Source organism: Flavobacterium riviphilum (assembly GCF_055231795.1).
In genome coordinates this window covers 33,822-49,332 of sequence record NZ_JBUYSY010000003.1, presented here as the reverse complement: position 1 = coordinate 49,332, position 15,511 = coordinate 33,822, and the positions used below count along the sequence as shown (strand labels likewise).

At 38.6% G+C, this 15,511-nt stretch carries 16 protein-coding genes; 7 read left to right on the top strand and 9 right to left on the bottom strand.

From position 1 onward, the window contains the following. The first annotated feature begins 68 nt into the window (after positions 1-68). Both ACZIX2_RS05090 and ACZIX2_RS05085 read left to right on the top strand, forming a co-directional pair. Positions 69-557, top strand: a complete 489-nt coding sequence (locus ACZIX2_RS05090) for a DUF6252 domain-containing protein (RefSeq protein ID WP_463339005.1) — start codon at positions 69-71, stop codon at positions 555-557. A gap of 96 nt (positions 558-653) precedes the next feature. Then, entirely contained in the window at positions 654-992 is a 339-nt protein-coding gene (locus ACZIX2_RS05085; RefSeq protein ID WP_463339004.1) for an RNA recognition motif domain-containing protein, read from the top strand. Between the two features lie 286 nt (positions 993-1,278). Here the strand turns inward: ACZIX2_RS05085 and ACZIX2_RS05080 are convergent, their stop codons facing one another. Beyond that, entirely contained in the window at positions 1,279-1,986 is a 708-nt protein-coding gene (locus ACZIX2_RS05080) for a hypothetical protein (protein WP_463339003.1), read from the bottom strand. Between the two features lie 321 nt (positions 1,987-2,307). Next, complete coding sequence (locus ACZIX2_RS05075; RefSeq protein WP_463339002.1) at positions 2,308-2,913, bottom strand: hypothetical protein; 606 nt, start codon at positions 2,911-2,913, stop codon at positions 2,308-2,310. 345 nt (positions 2,914-3,258) lie between these two features. Here ACZIX2_RS05075 and ACZIX2_RS05070 point away from each other — a divergent pair, with 345 nt between their 5' ends. Together ACZIX2_RS05070 and ACZIX2_RS05065 are read left to right on the top strand one after the other, a co-directional pair. Beyond that, a complete protein-coding gene (locus ACZIX2_RS05070) occupies positions 3,259-4,110 on the top strand; it encodes a tyrosine-type recombinase/integrase (RefSeq protein ID WP_463339001.1) in 852 nt (283 codons plus the stop codon). Next, complete coding sequence (locus tag ACZIX2_RS05065) at positions 4,095-5,258, top strand: IS91 family transposase (protein WP_463339000.1); 1,164 nt, start codon at positions 4,095-4,097, stop codon at positions 5,256-5,258. Before ACZIX2_RS05070 ends, ACZIX2_RS05065 begins: the two co-directional genes overlap by 16 nt. 226 nt (positions 5,259-5,484) lie before the next feature. Here ACZIX2_RS05065 and ACZIX2_RS05060 read toward each other — a convergent pair whose 3' ends face one another. Continuing rightward, positions 5,485-6,705, bottom strand: coding sequence for an immunity 26/phosphotriesterase HocA family protein (locus ACZIX2_RS05060; RefSeq protein ID WP_463338999.1), 1,221 nt, complete (start codon positions 6,703-6,705; stop codon positions 5,485-5,487). 212 nt (positions 6,706-6,917) lie between these two features. On the opposite strand from ACZIX2_RS05060, the gene ACZIX2_RS05055 reads away from it, so the two are divergent. After that, positions 6,918-7,277: a hypothetical protein gene (locus ACZIX2_RS05055; protein WP_463338998.1), complete on the top strand. Its 360-nt coding sequence runs from the start codon at positions 6,918-6,920 to the stop codon at positions 7,275-7,277. A gap of 114 nt (positions 7,278-7,391) precedes the next feature. On the opposite strand, the gene ACZIX2_RS05050 is transcribed toward ACZIX2_RS05055, so the two are convergent. The 3 genes from ACZIX2_RS05050 to ACZIX2_RS05040 all read right to left on the bottom strand — a co-directional run bounded on the left by ACZIX2_RS05050 (position 7,392) and on the right by ACZIX2_RS05040 (position 11,884). Continuing rightward, the gene (locus ACZIX2_RS05050) at positions 7,392-8,432 is read right to left on the bottom strand and encodes a tyrosine-type recombinase/integrase (protein ID WP_463338997.1); all 1,041 of its coding nucleotides are present in this window, start codon (positions 8,430-8,432) and stop codon (positions 7,392-7,394) included. Between the two features lie 359 nt (positions 8,433-8,791). Beyond that, complete coding sequence (locus ACZIX2_RS05045) at positions 8,792-11,050, bottom strand: TonB-dependent receptor (RefSeq protein WP_463338996.1); 2,259 nt, start codon at positions 11,048-11,050, stop codon at positions 8,792-8,794. Between the two features lie 360 nt (positions 11,051-11,410). Beyond that, positions 11,411-11,884 (bottom strand): hypothetical protein, encoded by a 474-nt coding sequence (locus ACZIX2_RS05040; protein WP_463338995.1) that lies wholly within the window; start codon positions 11,882-11,884, stop codon positions 11,411-11,413. A gap of 222 nt (positions 11,885-12,106) precedes the next feature. Between ACZIX2_RS05040 and ACZIX2_RS05035 the strand changes: the two genes are divergently transcribed. Both ACZIX2_RS05035 and ACZIX2_RS05030 read left to right on the top strand, forming a co-directional pair. Then, entirely contained in the window at positions 12,107-13,987 is a 1,881-nt protein-coding gene (locus ACZIX2_RS05035) for an Nramp family divalent metal transporter (protein ID WP_463338994.1), read from the top strand. A gap of 63 nt (positions 13,988-14,050) precedes the next feature. Then, positions 14,051-14,704 (top strand): metal-dependent transcriptional regulator, encoded by a 654-nt coding sequence (locus ACZIX2_RS05030; protein ID WP_463339191.1) that lies wholly within the window; start codon positions 14,051-14,053, stop codon positions 14,702-14,704. On the opposite strand, the gene ACZIX2_RS05025 is transcribed toward ACZIX2_RS05030, so the two are convergent. From ACZIX2_RS05025 to ACZIX2_RS05015, 3 genes are all read right to left on the bottom strand, one after another. Continuing rightward, positions 14,701-15,030 (bottom strand): hypothetical protein, encoded by a 330-nt coding sequence (locus tag ACZIX2_RS05025; RefSeq protein ID WP_463338993.1) that lies wholly within the window; start codon positions 15,028-15,030, stop codon positions 14,701-14,703. The genes ACZIX2_RS05030 and ACZIX2_RS05025 overlap by 4 nt on opposite strands. Continuing rightward, complete coding sequence (locus ACZIX2_RS05020) at positions 15,015-15,245, bottom strand: hypothetical protein (protein ID WP_064715399.1); 231 nt, start codon at positions 15,243-15,245, stop codon at positions 15,015-15,017. Before ACZIX2_RS05020 ends, ACZIX2_RS05025 begins: the two co-directional genes overlap by 16 nt. Positions 15,246-15,384: 139 nt before the next feature. Continuing rightward, positions 15,385-15,510 carry a FeoB-associated Cys-rich membrane protein gene (locus ACZIX2_RS05015; protein WP_463338992.1) on the bottom strand — a complete coding sequence of 42 codons (126 nt, stop codon included), beginning with the start codon at positions 15,508-15,510 and terminating at the stop codon, positions 15,385-15,387. Position 15,511 lies beyond the last annotated feature (1 nt).

The window sequence follows — 15,511 nt, the reverse complement described above, 5'->3', positions numbered from 1 at the left end:
TAGCAACAAGATTATACCTTCTTAAAATTAAAAATGTACATTTGTAAGTACTGTTTAGGATTTTGCCCATGAAAAAATTTATACCCACTCTACTATTCGCCCTCCTTTTCAGCTCCTGTGCAGAGGAAGTTGTCTTTAATTCGCCTTCGGTACAAGGGTTACAGAACAGTCAGTTTTGGAGAGCATTACAAAGCAAAGCCAAAATAGACCGTGAAGGAAGCATCACTATAGAAGCGGTTACAACAAACGAAACTCTAAAGCTGCACTTCACCGCTCCCCTATCAGGAACCAAGATTCTAAACCAAAACAGCGTCGATTATGCCAGTTTTGAAAAAAGACTGCTGGGAACAAGTACTGTTTTTTCGACACAAAACGAACAAGGCGAAGGAAAAATCACCATTACGGACTATGATCCTACACGCGAAACGATAAGCGGCACCTTCACTTTTTTGGCCTCTGAAACAGACGACGACTCCCATACCGCCGACACCATGTATTTTTCGCAAGGGGTTTTCTACCAAGTTCCTGTGACAAAAGAAGGTAATTCCGCTCAATAATGCCTTTTTTGCCAATAATAAGCTAAATTTAATCCCATAAAAGCGTTTTTAGAATTATATAAGACTACATTTGTCTTTTATTATAATCATTCATATATGAACATTTTTGTTGGAAGTCTTCCTTGGAGTATCGAGGAAGCGGATTTAAGAGAGTCTTTCGAGGCTTACGGAGCTGTAGCATCGGCTAAAGTTATCACGGATAAAGTTACCGGAAGAAGCAAAGGATTTGGTTTTGTTGAAATGCCAAATGACGATGAAGCTCTTAAAGCTATAGAAGAACTAAACGGCGCTACTGTGCAAGGCCGTACCATAGTGGTAAACAAATCGGAACCAAAACCTGAAGGGGAAAGAAGATCTTTCAATACTAACCGCGGTGGAGATACACGAAGAAGTTACGGAAACAACCGTGGTGATCAAAACAGAGAAAGATACTAATCTTTCTAAACAAAAAATTAAAAGCGTCAATTCTCATTGGCGCTTTTTTTTGCTTTATTCTCAATAGCAAATAGATACTGTAAAAAACAAGTTAAACCTTGAGTTCAACCGTACCTCCCAAATTTTTTTCTTCGCAAGGAGCCACTAATGCGTCGTAAGTCTATTGATTTCTGATTTCATAGTTGCTACGCTTTCACACCGAGGGAGGACAAAAACCATACATTTGTGTGGCTGTACTGTAATGCTTACAAACCTTCATTTCCTATACTCTACACTTAAGGCAAGCCTAGTTAAGCGCTATTCCTACCACTAATCCGACCCATGGCTTGTTTTGGTACATCCAAATGTTGCGGTCGGGACTCAGAAGATAATCATAGCCAAGCGCAATGCCAAAACTAGCAATGCTAAGCTCTATAAAACCAGCAACTCCCCCCTGAAAGATCATTCCATTATATTCATCGGAGCTCTTGTTACGTGTGGTAAAAGGACTAACCAAAGTGGTACCTGGCCCAGCAAAAACGCCAAAATCATAACCCCAATTATTAATTTTACGATAACTCTTACCTAAAGGGTCTTTTTTACTTAGTATTTTGTACGAATCATACCGCCAACCCGTGTACAAAGCAATATTTAAGTCAGTCGTTAATTGTGCAGGCACCCCATTAGAAGACGGACGATATTTAAATAAAATGGAAGTCAGATCAATATCAAGGCTTTGTTTTTTAAATACCATCTGTTGAACAACCTGCCCATCCGTTGTTTTCAATGGGATGGTCAAAAATTGATTAGGATCAACTTCTCTTTTTTTATGATCATGAACCGCAATCTGTTCCTCGGTAACTTCTAAATACACCTCCCTACGCTTTTCACTTTCAGAATTCAGCGTATAAAACCCACTCTGAAAACCATGAGTAGAAGCCTTTTCCAAGGCACTACAAGAAGAGAGTAGTCCCATTATCAAAATGGAAATAGATAGGTATTGACATTTACACATCACAAACAAGTTGATTACTTAAAAGTACTACATATTTGTTACATGGTCTAATTAAAATGAACTTTTCATCGTAAAAAACGGAAAACCCCACTTACATTAACATCTTGACGTACTGATTTTTAACAGCTTTACCCAACTGAGATTATCAAGGAAAAGCTTCTTAAAAACGCCATTGTCTCACACCCTTGACCTGAAAGTCCATGCAATATCCTTTTGAGTATCGCTATTGATTAAAGCGTATACAAAATACTCAAATAAATATACCGACTGCGTTTGAGTTAAGAGTAGTTCTGATACATTGCTGTAGCTGTAAGTGGCTGGTTATTTATTGGTCTCAAATTCGTTATTCCCACGAATAATGATTTCTTTCGATTTTTTAATATTTTCTTCGGTTTTAGTAATCAAGCGAATAAAATTCACATTCCGTTTTTCTTTCTTGTTTTCATACTTCTCAACAATGATTTTTAGAATATAATTTTCATCTACTATATAGCTATCATAGTTAGCGTTTATTATTTCATTGTCAATTTGAAAAATTGTTGGTTTGTCAGTTAGGTTGGTATATTTCAACTTCAAACTGTTTAACGAAATGAATTTAGGCTTATAGGTTGGTTTAGTTACAATATAAAGTTGTTGGTGATAGTTTACCTTTTCAATTTCAATATTATTTTTTTCAACCTTCACTGTTGCAATATCATTCGGATTTAGACTTCTTAAAATACTTTCATTAATCAGCTTTCCATTTAAAAAATAAGCAGGCTTTTTATTACTTTCAATTTCGGTTTTATATACAACTTTAATAATTGTGTCGTTTTCAGAAGCAATTTCTTGTTTTGTAATTCTCAATCCGGGAACTTTTCCAGTTAATTTTTGCCCAAAACTATTAATTGAAAAAAGTATGGTCGCAATGAAAAGTATCTTTTTCATATTTTTTTCTTATCTACTGATAACCATCCACTAAAGTTTTGGCAGTACAGCGGGTTTGGGATTAAAGATGCGTAATCTTTCGGTTAAAAACAAATGTATCAAACACAAACTATTTTCAAATTAAGCCCATTGCCCAGCTTGCTTGTAGCGTGTGTTGAACTAAACCTTCGGTAGCACCAAGCAAATGATTTAGTACCTTACGAATATACTTTAAAATTTGTAAACTATGGTAACAAAAAAAAGAATCCTGAAGATTTAAGAGAAAACAAAATCCTAAATCAAGCCAAGCGAGAAGTTGTAGGTTTTGAACAATTATTAGCACGATTTGAGCGTACCGTTTCGGTTTTGGGACGCAGTCGGAGCACTTACGAAAACTATGCTCGTCATCTTGCGGCCATTTCGCTGTATTTTGGTAAAATTCCTACCGAATTGGACCCCGAACAAGTACAAGACTACTTGTTTTATCAGCAGAAAAAGTCAAAAACACCTTCGCAAACCTATTTCAAACACTGCGTTTACGGCCTTCGGTTTTTGCTGAAATCCGAAGGATTGCCCTATGAATTCCTTCGTTTACCCTCGATAAAACACGAAAAAAAATTGCCTGTAGTACTGAGCAAAGAAGAAGTTTGGGCAATGCTTCAAAAGGCTAAACTGCTCAAACATCGCGTTCTTATTGGCTTGCTTTATGGCTGTGGCTTGCGTTGCATGGAAGCCAGAAGTGTACGTTTGCAAGACTTGGATTTCGACAGAAAACAACTCAAAGTCGTGCAAGGTAAAGGTAAAAAAGACCGCTACGTTCCTTTATCGGAACACTTAATTCGTGGGCTCAAAAAGTACATCGAAGCCGAAAAACCACAAGATTTTCTATTCAACGGTCAGCCTAATGATAGGGCTGGTGGTACTTCGACTTCGCTCAGCACAGGCTTTGACAGCCGTTATTCCCAACGCGGCGTACAATGGGTAATCAAACAAGTGACCAAGGCGGCCGGTATCCAAAAGGAGGTTTGTGTACACACGCTTCGACATTCCTATGCCACGCATCTGCTCGAAGACGGAATGGACATTATGACGCTCAAAGACCTTTTGGGACACCAAAATATTGAGACCACTATGGAATATCTGCAGATTGCCCAACTCGAGAGTCAGCGTATTTTTAGTCCCCTCGATACACTTTTCGAAAAATGCAGCACGAAGTAGCCTGCACTGAGCCAAGTCGAAAAGCCTGCACTGAGCCAAGTCGAAGTGAGGTAGCCGATGTACTGCGAAAACTAGGAAAGAGCATCGAAAATTTGGGTTTGAATTCCTGGCAGCTGCGCACGCTTTATGCGTTAAAAAAATGCCGAACCGCCGAATTGGGCGGACATATTGATGCTTGTGATGATTGTGGTAATTTGAGTATTAGCTACAACTCGTGTCGCAATCGGCATTGCCCGAAGTGTCAGGGCAACAAACGCGAAGATTGGATACAAGCCCGAAGCACCGAACTCTTGCCTGTGCCCTATTTTCACGTGGTTTTTACCCTCCCCGAAAGCATCAATTCTTTGGCGATGCATCACCCCAAAATGGTGTATGATATACTCTTTGAAGCCACTTGGGAAACGCTACATCAATTTGGCAAAGCCAAAGCAATGCAAATGGGTATGATTGCCGTGTTGCACACTTGGGGACAAAACCTGAGTTTGCATCCGCACCTGCATTGTATTGTCCCTGGAGGTGGTGTGGACAAAGAGGGAGGGTGGAAAAACAGCCACACTAAAGGTAAATTTCTGTTTCCGGTAAAAGCTTTGTCGAAGGTTTTTAGGGCTAAATATTGTCAAAAACTCAAAGAAAAAGAGCCCGTTAAATACGAGCAAATCCGGCAAGAGTTATGGCAAAAGTCTTGGGTGGTGTTTGCTAAAAAGCCCTTTGGAAGCCCAAAAACAGTAGTAGAATATTTAGGAAGATACACCCATAAAATCGCCATTAGCAACCGTAGAATCAAAAGCATCGATAACCAAAACGTGACTTTTGAGTACAAAGACTATCGTGCTGAGGGTTTTAAAAAACAGATGACACTCTCGCATCAGGAGTTTATCAGGCGGTTTGCCTTGCATATTTTGCCCAAACGCTTTGTAAAAATCCGTCATTATGGTTTTTTAAGCAGTACCTGGAAACGTCAAAAGCTACAGCTTTTGCAGGAAAAGCTCCAAATTAAAGTCTTGAAAAAAGCTGAAAAGAAGCCCTTTTTGCCCAAATGCCCCTGTTGCAAAACAGGTAATTTGCACCGAATAGCGGTCTTTGACCAACGTGGGCCGCCTGCTTGGTTTCTTGGCGGTAGCCAAAAATCCATTCCCTGTGAAAGTTAGTTTTATGGGTAAGGGTACTTATGCTTAATAGTGAAGGTAAACACTCAAAAACCATACTTCATCTTAGTCCCCAAAAAAAAAGAGGATCTAAATCCTCTTGAAAATTACAAATTCTTTTTACGATAACCCCATAGTACTGGAAGTAGAGCGGTTCCGTTCAACACGGGTTTCATTGTTCGTGCTACGCACCCAACGAAACCCTAGCTGTTAGGTGGCGTTTTTTTATTTACTTTAATTTTTCTAATATTTTTACAGTTTCTATCGTATCAGTTATTTTACAATTTTCTTCGTATGTTAAACTTGAATCTAATCCAAATTCAGTCATAATTTCTTTTCTCAACATCTCATTTTTTGGATTTCTTAAATCAAATTCAGTTTTGTAATATGGTTCTCTGTTAAAGTCAAATACATTATTATTTATTATTGTTTCAACTATATCAACTTTCCAATAACTTGTGCTGAATCCGCAAGAATAATAACCGTAAGGATTTTGCATAAATCTTGAAGTACTATTTTCTGGTAAAAATATATTTTCACCGTTTATGTATTTATTGAATTTACTAATAGGAAGTTCTCTATGAATTAAACCCCATTGAAGAAATACATTTGTATCGCCAAATCTTATACTTCTGCCATAAGATATAGGATATTCGAATTCTTTTTCTTCAAGTTTTTTATGACCAATTATTTCATATTCTCCGTAATGTAAATGGTTATCCATCATATAATCTGAAGGCAACGCATTTAGATTTTCTAATAATTTTATGTCAATGTTTTTTTCTAATGATATATATGGGTATAATTTTACTAAAACAGGCATTCCCATTAATAAATTTAGACCGTGATTTTTCTCTAATAAATTACTTTTTCTTAACTTATTAATGTCAAGTAAAATTCGTCCAAATCCATAATTATTTCTATCAATTTTATATGCGAAAAAATCACCTGATTTATATTTTACGATTTTCTTTTTAGCATTTTTAAACTTGTTGATTTCTTTCAAATGATTTTCATCCGAGTTTTTTATGAAATCTTCTACCCAAAAACTAAATTTATTTTCTTCTTTTTGTGTTTTGTCTTCCCAATTACTAGAATAAAAAGTTGTCTTTGTAGTGTGATTTCCAATTAATAAACTTCCAAAAGAGGTTAATGAAAAATAGACTCCAATTGGTGTTTTTGACGATAGAACTGATGCAGTTAATTTCTGTTCTTTTCCTTTACTTGTTTTTGGCAATATGATTTCTCTGTTCTTTGTCAGTTCTTCATATTGGAATTCTACATATTGATGTTTGGTGGAAATTATATGTTTTTTTATTGTATTATCTTCAAAATATAGAATACTGGGTTCACGGTATGTATCGCCTTTTAGTATTACTTTTTCCCAATTTGGTTTTACTTTATCTAGCCCTAAATATTCTCTTTCTGTATTTGATAATTCAAAATTCATTTCTTTTTTCGTTTTTCTGTCAAAATGCCACCTAACGTCTGCAGCCTTGTGATGGTGGCGAAATAGACAGAACAAAATCTTCTTATTTCGCCTAAATCATACCAAATAAGAGAAAAATAACTAAATTAATAACTAATCCCGCCACTAGCACAAGACTGCTGTTAGGAGCTGGCTTTTTATTACAAATATTAATAATTAAAAAATAAAATAAAATGAACTTACAAAAATTAAAAGAGTATTTTGAAAAATTTCCTAAAGGAAAAGAGTTTGATTATGGATTATCAAAACCATTCTCTTGGAGAGGAAGTTATGACGAAGTTGCTTTTTCTATAGAAGGAGCTATGAGTAGAGAAGATATTTTGAAAAATATAGAATTAGCATATACAGAAACGTTTTTTGGCTATAAAGGCGGAGAATATAGATATGACGATTATACTTCTGTAAATTTTGAAGAATATGGCTCTAGGAATTATTCAGACGGCGGATACACTTCAAGAAAAATAGCTGAATTAGAAGAATCTGTTCCATATAAAAGTCAAGAGGAAAGGCTTGTTTATTTAGCTTTCTCTTAAGCTTGCTCCTAACTAGCTTATAGGTCTAATTTTATCAGACCTATCACACCAAAATTGGAGTGATAGATCCCTATAGTCTCCGTTTTTATCTTCATCCAAATATAAATAAAATTTTTACAAATCATCAAAAGGACTCTTAATTTGTTGCAAACTTTTCGCACTAACATGGGTGTAGATTTCGGTAGTCCTACTGCTGCTATGACCCAACAACTCTTGGATATAGCGCAAATCCGTACCGCTTTCCAATAAATGTGTGGCATAACTATGACGCAACCAATGCAACGTAACAGGTTTGCTAATCCCTACTTTTTGCAAAGCTTGCTTCAAAATACTCTGCAAACTCTTTTCTGAATAGGGCTCACCCGCCAATTGCCCCTCAAAAAGCCAAGTGGTGGGTTTGTACAAACTGTAATAGGTGCGCAACATTTCGAGTATTTTGGCCGACAAAGGTGCAATGCGGTCTTTTTTGCCCTTGCTCTGACGAATCAAAACAATGCCGCGTTTAGAATCAATATCCTTGGGTTTCAAATGCAACAATTCGCTTCGTCGCAGCCCACAGCTATATATCATCGAAAGCATCATCCGGTGTTTGATATTGCTGTGAGCATTCAAAATCATTTTTACCTCAGCTTTGCTCAACACGTTTGGAAGCAATTTCTCGCGCTTCGGACGGTGAATTTTGTCGATCTCTATTTTGGTGTCGCGTACCGTTGCAAAAAATAACTTGATCCCATTCACAATTTGATTCTGATAAGATGCAGAAATGTTCTTCTCCAAAATAAATTCGTTGTTGTAGATAATAACATCTTCATTCGTGATTTCGGAAATGGGTTTCTCACGATGAAAAATCAAAAATGATTTTAAAGCCTCGCAATAAATCGTAATCGTACTTTCACTGTAGCGTTTCGAACGCATCCATTGCTTGAACTTGTCGATTTGTTCTATACCCTCGGCCGAGGGCAAATAGGAAGGAGCAAAAATCCGGAACCGAATCCGATAATCTTCCGTATCGGGCAAATGCCAAACCCCCAGGGTCTGACTCCATCTCGCCCCATCCAACTGTTTGATTCGGGCTATCAATTCAGGATCTTTTTCAAAATAAACGGCAATCCGCTTTTCTTTTCGGTGTGTAATCAATTGGGCATTCCAACGCATAAGGCTTATAATTAGAGCCTTAAAGATATAGAAAAAAAAGTTATTAGCGAAAAGTGAGGAGTAATAAACAAAAACACACCCCCAGCCCCTCTAACTCCAAATTTTATTTATTTATCGGAGTCGTTGAATCTTCGATTTCAAGAGGGAGTTTTGGTGGTAATTATTGTGATTTAGGATTCGACAAAAACACACCCCCAGCCCCTCTCAAGAGGGGAGCAGTCTCTGCTATAATTGGAATTTGGTACTTAAAAATTGGAATTTAATTACACTAACGTTTCTAGCCCTGATGGGAACGGCATCCTCTTGTGGCGGGGTTCGACACAAGAGATATAGTGGACAGCAGGATTAGCTCCTAAACATTAATCCAAATGCCATCGCAAACCTATAAAAGCGCGAATGCCTTGGTTGGGTCCGTAGGCGTAGGTCGGGTCGAAAGTGAGTGCATAGGGATTGTCGGGAGTGGGTTGTGCGACGCCATTGCTATCGAAAGTGACTTGCTTATCGAAAGGGTCATGGGCACGCGCAATTAAGAAAGGATTGCCGCGATTGGGTGTCCAATTCAGGAGGTTTTTGACGCCTCCAAACAACTCTACATTGTGGAATTTCTTGTACGTGATTTGAATGTTTTGAATGCTGTACGGCAAGGAATACTCGCGGCGCGGATCGAGGGGCGACAACAAGGGCAAACGCATACTGCCAGTATAACTTCCGGTATAATCCAAACTCAGGAACCAGTTGGGGATTTCGTAGCTCAAAGCCCAAGACAAACTGACTTTTTCAGTAAACAAAGGCACAAAACGACGGCCTTCTTGCTCGGTCAACGGATGGAAATAACTACCGCCCAAAGTCCCTTTCACCCCAAACGGACTGACCCAATCCAAGGAAATACTACTTCCGAAAATTCTAGAAAAACCATCGAGATTGGCATAAATGATTTGGTTGGGATTCGTATCATAGTCGGCAATGATGCGGTTTTTGAAATGGGTGTACCAAGTCGAAACTTCGAGGGTGAGCACGCCCGCGGTGTTGGTATCGAATTTTTTGAGGTAATTCAGGTTGGCGGTATACGAAGTTTCGGGGTCTAAATCGCCTTTGAGAACGACATCTCGAGCACCCGAAAGCGCTTGATGGTCTTCGGTAAACAAATTCACCACTCGGAATCCCGTTCCCAAATTGAGTCGCAAAATATCGGTGGCGGTGGGTTTCCATTTCAGAGCGAGACGTGGGGTGACAATCGAGCCGTGTGCTGGGTGATAATCGTAACGCGCGCCCAACAGCAAGCCCGTTTGCTTAGAAAGTTGGATATCGTCTTGGAGAAATCCACTGTAAATAGCGGTTTGAGAGGAAGTGGCCGTAGCGGGCGTGTTATCGTTATACCAAGTAAAGCGCGCCGCGGCACCGAACAAAAGCGAATGATTTTGGAGCTCTTTGTCCCAAAGGTATTGCCCGAACGCAATTTTTTGGTTCGCCAAAAAAACGGAAGTACCATAGACCGAGTTTTGGTCGTGGCCCACCATCGAAAATTGCAGGCTCATTTTTTCGTCCAAAGGCAATTGGTACTTGCCCAAGATTTCGTAGCGCGAGGTGTAAATACTTTCGCCATAGACTTGGTCACCTCCTCGAAAGCTAGAATTCCACTGCATTTCGCCACCCCAACGATCTTCATACAAATACCGGGCGACGAGGCTCATTTCTTTTTTGGAACGGCGTTCAAAATGCCAGCGGCTAAAAAAGGAAACTCTTTTCTGCAAGGAAATATCCGTAAAATTGTCGCCATTGTTATCGACAGCATAGTCATTGTAAAACGTGCTGAGTCCAAAAAGCGCATTAGATTTTTTACCAATGTTGGTGCGATAACCCAAATCGAGACTGTTTTCCAGCCAAGAAGTAGTCATCAAGTCGGCAGTAAATTGAGGGGCGTTTTGTGGTTTTTTGGTAATGATATTGATGAGTCCCCCTACTGCCTCGCTCCCATACAAACTCGAAGCGGCGCCTTTGATGATTTCGATTTTGTCGATCATCGCATTTGGAATTCCAGACAAACCATACACCGTTCCCAAGGCACTCACTATGGGCATGCCATCTATCGTGACCATCGTATAAGGGCCTTCCAACCCATTGATGCGAATATCGCCGGTGTTACAAACATTGCAATTGTTTTGTGGACGCAAACCATTCACGTTTTGCAAACCTTCAAAAACAGAAGCGGTGGGATTTTGTTTCAAAAAAGTAGTCGAAATAATTTCTACTGGCACCGGATTTTCTAAACGACGTACGGCTTTCATCGTACCCGAAACCACTACTTCGTCGAGCAGTTGCTCATTCGTCACCACATTTATTTTTAGTAAATGCTTAAAATCCGCACTGCTGATGGACTGCTGATGGGTTTTGATGCCGATAGCAGTAACGCGCAGCGTGTAGCGTTGGAGCGGCAATTGAGGAATTTCAAAAAAGCCCAAACTATCGGTTTGCGTCCCAAAAGCGGTACCTACAATTTCGACCTGTGCTTGTGCTATGGGTTGATTTTCGGAGATGACTTGTCCACGCAACGTGGCTTTTTCTTGTGCCAAAGCAAGAGATAACGAAAAGAAAAACAAGCAGCTATATAATAATTTCATTAGAGTAAATAATATTTTAGACAAATCTAAAAAATAAATACATACAAACGAAAAAAATCCAGTATCGAACTTCAATACTGGATTTTACTATAATTTTACTTGACTATCCTAGACTAGTGCCATTTTGGCGAATAAATTAATTGTGGAATGTTTTTCATTAAACTTTATTCTCTCTGTTCTTTGCGTCTCTGCGACTTTGCGTGAAATTTGGCTCGCAAAGGCGCAGCGTCGCAAAGGAAATTTTTCATTTTTTAATCTCTTGGTATGACCTATAATTTTATCTTGATTAATTGCGGGCATTATAAATTGTCCTATTAAATTCCCATTTGGACTTACGCTATTTTGTTATCATTGCTTAGCTTACAAATCTTCAAAAATTTGAACCGTCAAACCGGATTCTTGATCATAATCAATCTCCAAAGCTCCGGCTTCGAAAGTGATGCTCACATAATCGCCAGAGAATTGTTCGTCTTCTCGCTCTACTTTTATGGCTAGCAATGGTGTTTTGATGTTTTCTACCCATAAAGGGGCAGCAGCAACATCTATGCGTTTTAAAGACAAGCTACCGTTAAATTGTTCTTCTAATTGTTGTTGCTCTTTTTCGAAATCATAATCGGTCACAATAGAAAATCCTGTATCTTCCTCATTGATTTTGAAAAACAATTTTTGTTCGTTCTCAAAATGCAATTCTACCGTATCAATAAATATGAATTTATTGTCCGGTTGTACCATATTGACCCACAAATGATAAAACACAGCGGTTACTTTACTACCTTTTTGAACTTGGGATAAAAGAGATACTTCTTGTGAACTAAAGGTATAACTACTACTCATAAAATGACTTGGATTAAAAAAATAAACAGTTCACAAAATTGACTGTCGCTATTCAACGCGCAAAATTACGATAACTAAGAGGAAAAAAAGAGGAATACGTTATAAATCTTTTCGAAGATCGACGAGAAACCGACTAGAAAGAGAAGCGTATTTAGACATGTCTAAAAAAATAGTTTTGGAGAACTTTTTTTGTATATATTTGGATAATAAAACACTATACAATTGAGTCATTCCTTAGAAGAAGTCAACCAATCGGTGGCTACGCAAAATAAAAGAACAACCTTTAGAAAGATTTTGGCTTTTCTAGGCCCCGCTTATCTCGTAAGTGTAGGCTATATGGATCCTGGCAACTGGGCCACTGATATTGCGGGTGGAAGCCAATTTGGTTATGCCCTCTTATGGGTACTTTTGATGAGTAATTTGATGGCCTTGCTGTTGCAAAGTTTGAGTGCGCGTTTAGGGATTGTCACCCAACGCGATTTGGCACAAGCTTCCCGCGAAACCTACTCGCCTTTTGTGAATTACATTTTATATTTTTTTGCCGAAATTGCGATTGCCGCCTGCGATTTGGCCGAAGTACTCGGAATGGCGATTGGGATTAATTTACTGTTTGACATTCCGCTGATCGAAGGCGTTCTGATTACGGTTTTGGATACTTTTTTATTGTTGTTTTTAATCAATAAAGGCATTCGGAAGATGGAAGCCTTTATTATTGCTTTGGTCGCCATTATAGGCTTTTCGTTTGTATTCGAAATGTTGTTTGCGCAACCCGAAATTGGCAGTGTCGTACAAGGGTTGATTCCAAGTCTTCCTAACGAAGCCGCTTTGTATATCGCCATAGGAATAATTGGAGCCACCGTTATGCCCCACAATTTGTACTTGCATTCGTCTTTGGTGCAAACCCGAAAATTTGATCGAAGTCCCAAAGGCATCCGACAAGCTTTAAAATACAACCTCATCGACTCCACCATCGCGCTGAATTTGGCTTTTTTTGTCAATGCCGCTATTTTGATTTTGGCTGCGGCCACCTTCTACAAAAACGGACTATTTGAAGTAGCCGAAATTCAAGATGCCCATCAATTTTTAGCACCGATTTTAGGTACAAAATGGGCTTCTATCCTATTTGCCGTGGCTTTGATTGCGGCTGGACAAAGTTCAACCATTACGGGAACTTTAGCAGGTCAAATTGTAATGGAAGGCTACTTGAATTTACGCATTCAGCCTTGGGTGCGACGCATTATTACAAGACTGATCGCCATAGTACCAGCAGTTGTAGTCATTTTAATTTATGGCGAAAGTGTCACCGGGAAACTACTCATTTTTAGCCAAGTCGTTTTGAGTTTGCAATTGGGGTTTGCCATAATTCCATTGATCCATTTTGTAAGCGACCAAAACAAAATGAACGGTTTTCACATCAATACACTAACGAAAATAGCCGCTTGGACCATAGCTTTGATAATTGTGTCGCTCAATGCCAAATTGGTTTTTGATGAGATTCAAGATTGGTTGGCCGCCGCCGAAAATCCTATCATCCTTTGGCTAACAGTAGTACCCTTGGCCTTTGGTTTTTTAATGTTACTCCTTTACATCGTATTTCGACCGTTTTTGGCGCAATCTAAAGTGAGCATTCAAAACCACTCGCCCCATCATTTGGCGTTGCAATTTCAATCCATCTCAGCGCATCCGCCGCAAAAAATTGCCATCGCAGTCGATTTTTCATCTGCCGATGAAACCGCGCTGAATTATGCCTTCAACTTAGGCGGAAAAGAAGCCCAGTACACCTTGATTCATGTGGTAGAAACAGTGGGCGCCTTGATGTACGGTAAACAAACCGACGATCACGAAACCACCATCGACGAAAAGTTATTACATGAATACAAAGACATGTTTCAAGAAAAGGGCTTTTGCATCAAAACCCTTTTAGGTTTTGGAAAACCCAACAAAGTGATTCCGAAATTGGTCAACAAAGGCAAATTCGACTTACTGATTATGGGGACTCACGGACATACTGGCATTAAGGATTTGTTGTTGGGCACCACCATCGACCGTTTGCGTCACAAGATTTCCATTCCGTTGGTCTTGATTAATAATGCTAAAAAATAATACTAACACTTAAAAACCCTTCCAGAGTTTTGAACTCTGAAAGGGTTGATTAAATAATATATGATGACCCATTCCGAAGAAAATTATCTCAAAGCCATTTATCATTTAACCGTGCAGCTTGAAGCCGAAGTGCCTACCAACGCCATTGCCGAAATGATGGACACCAAAGCTTCTTCGGTAACCGATATGCTCAAAAAATTATCGGATAAAAAACTGATTCATTACATCAAATACCAAGGCGTTTCCTTGACCGAAAAAGGACGATTGGCCGCCAAAATGATTGTTAGAAAACACCGTTTGTGGGAAGTTTTTTTGGTCGAAAAATTGGCTTTCACTTGGGATGAAGTACACGACATTGCCGAGCAATTAGAACACATCAAATCCGAACAACTCATCAACAAACTCGCTGATTTTTTAGGCAACCCCACCGAAGATCCTCACGGCGATCCCATTCCAGATGCACAAGGTCGAATTGCTAAAACCGAAAAACTCTTGCTCTCAGAATTGGCGCTTGAAGAAACCGCTATTTGCGTAGGGGTAAAAGATTCTTCCGTGGATTTTTTGCAATACCTCGACAAACAAAAAATAGCCTTAGGCGTCACCATAAAAGTGATAGGAAAAGAAAATTTTGATGCTTCCCTTCATTTGCTCATCAACGATACCCCACTTACCGTATCGTCAAAAATTGCAGGAAACTTGTACGTGAAGCGGATTTAACTTAGCGTAAGTGAACTAGCTTCTTCCATATGATTATTAGTTATATACTGAACCAAATAACGCTGGTCTCTTTGGTCAAAAAATACATACCAAGATGTTTTGTTATTTAACGAAATTACTATAAAGTAGCTTCCATATTGACTTAAAAATTTAGGCGTTTTGTAGTGTTGCCTTACATCAATATACTTTTCGATTTCATCTCGAAGCGCAATTACATATTTTTCTGCATTTTCTATATAACTGAAATACTCTTCAAAAAAAAGAATCGTAATTAAATCAATCAAATAGTTTTCAAATGATGGAGTATAGACTATTCTTTTTTCCAAGGCAAGGTGCGTAAATGGGTGTGAACACGTTTTACCAATTCCTCTCCTGAAATGCCCTCAGACCATTTTTTTTCAAAATTTTCTTCTTCGGATAAAGCGCCTACTTGCTCTAAAAAAAACTGCAAGGCTTCTCCGTGTTTTTGTAAATCTATCGTTACCGATTTTGCTTTACCAGAAACATCTCTTTTAAATTCAACACCTGAAATATTTTTCATTTGTAGCTTGTTTTAACTGTGATAGATGACATCATTTAGAGAAACTTTCATCAGAATCTTACTTATAAGACTGCCCTTCAAGTCATTTGAATACGACACTAAGAATTGTTTTGAACAAATGATCTACAAATATAGGGATTTAACCACAGCCACAATTCCCGTCTCTACAGTTTTTTTTGGACTTCTTTTTCCAGAAAAACTTCCGTATAAGGAAAACAATGGCAATAGCCAATAAAGAAAAAGCGATGATTTCTTGTAGCAACATC

Coding starts and splice junctions, on each gene's coding strand:
- ACZIX2_RS05065 (WP_463339000.1), top strand. CDS start 4,095: ATGCAGCACGAAGTAGCCTGCACTGAGCCAAGTCGAAAAGCCTGCACT.
- ACZIX2_RS05060 (WP_463338999.1), bottom strand. CDS start 6,705: ATGAATTTTGAATTATCAAATACAGAAAGAGAATATTTAGGGCTAGAT.
- ACZIX2_RS05030 (WP_463339191.1), top strand. CDS start 14,051: ATGACCCATTCCGAAGAAAATTATCTCAAAGCCATTTATCATTTAACC.
- ACZIX2_RS05045 (WP_463338996.1), bottom strand. CDS start 11,050: ATGAAATTATTATATAGCTGCTTGTTTTTCTTTTCGTTATCTCTTGCT.
- ACZIX2_RS05085 (WP_463339004.1), top strand. CDS start 654: ATGAACATTTTTGTTGGAAGTCTTCCTTGGAGTATCGAGGAAGCGGAT.
- ACZIX2_RS05040 (WP_463338995.1), bottom strand. CDS start 11,884: ATGAGTAGTAGTTATACCTTTAGTTCACAAGAAGTATCTCTTTTATCC.
- ACZIX2_RS05050 (WP_463338997.1), bottom strand. CDS start 8,432: ATGCGTTGGAATGCCCAATTGATTACACACCGAAAAGAAAAGCGGATT.
- ACZIX2_RS05055 (WP_463338998.1), top strand. CDS start 6,918: ATGAACTTACAAAAATTAAAAGAGTATTTTGAAAAATTTCCTAAAGGA.
- ACZIX2_RS05090 (WP_463339005.1), top strand. CDS start 69: ATGAAAAAATTTATACCCACTCTACTATTCGCCCTCCTTTTCAGCTCC.
- ACZIX2_RS05080 (WP_463339003.1), bottom strand. CDS start 1,986: ATGTGTAAATGTCAATACCTATCTATTTCCATTTTGATAATGGGACTA.
- ACZIX2_RS05020 (WP_064715399.1), bottom strand. CDS start 15,245: ATGAAAAATATTTCAGGTGTTGAATTTAAAAGAGATGTTTCTGGTAAA.
- ACZIX2_RS05075 (WP_463339002.1), bottom strand. CDS start 2,913: ATGAAAAAGATACTTTTCATTGCGACCATACTTTTTTCAATTAATAGT.
- ACZIX2_RS05015 (WP_463338992.1), bottom strand. CDS start 15,510: ATGTTGCTACAAGAAATCATCGCTTTTTCTTTATTGGCTATTGCCATT.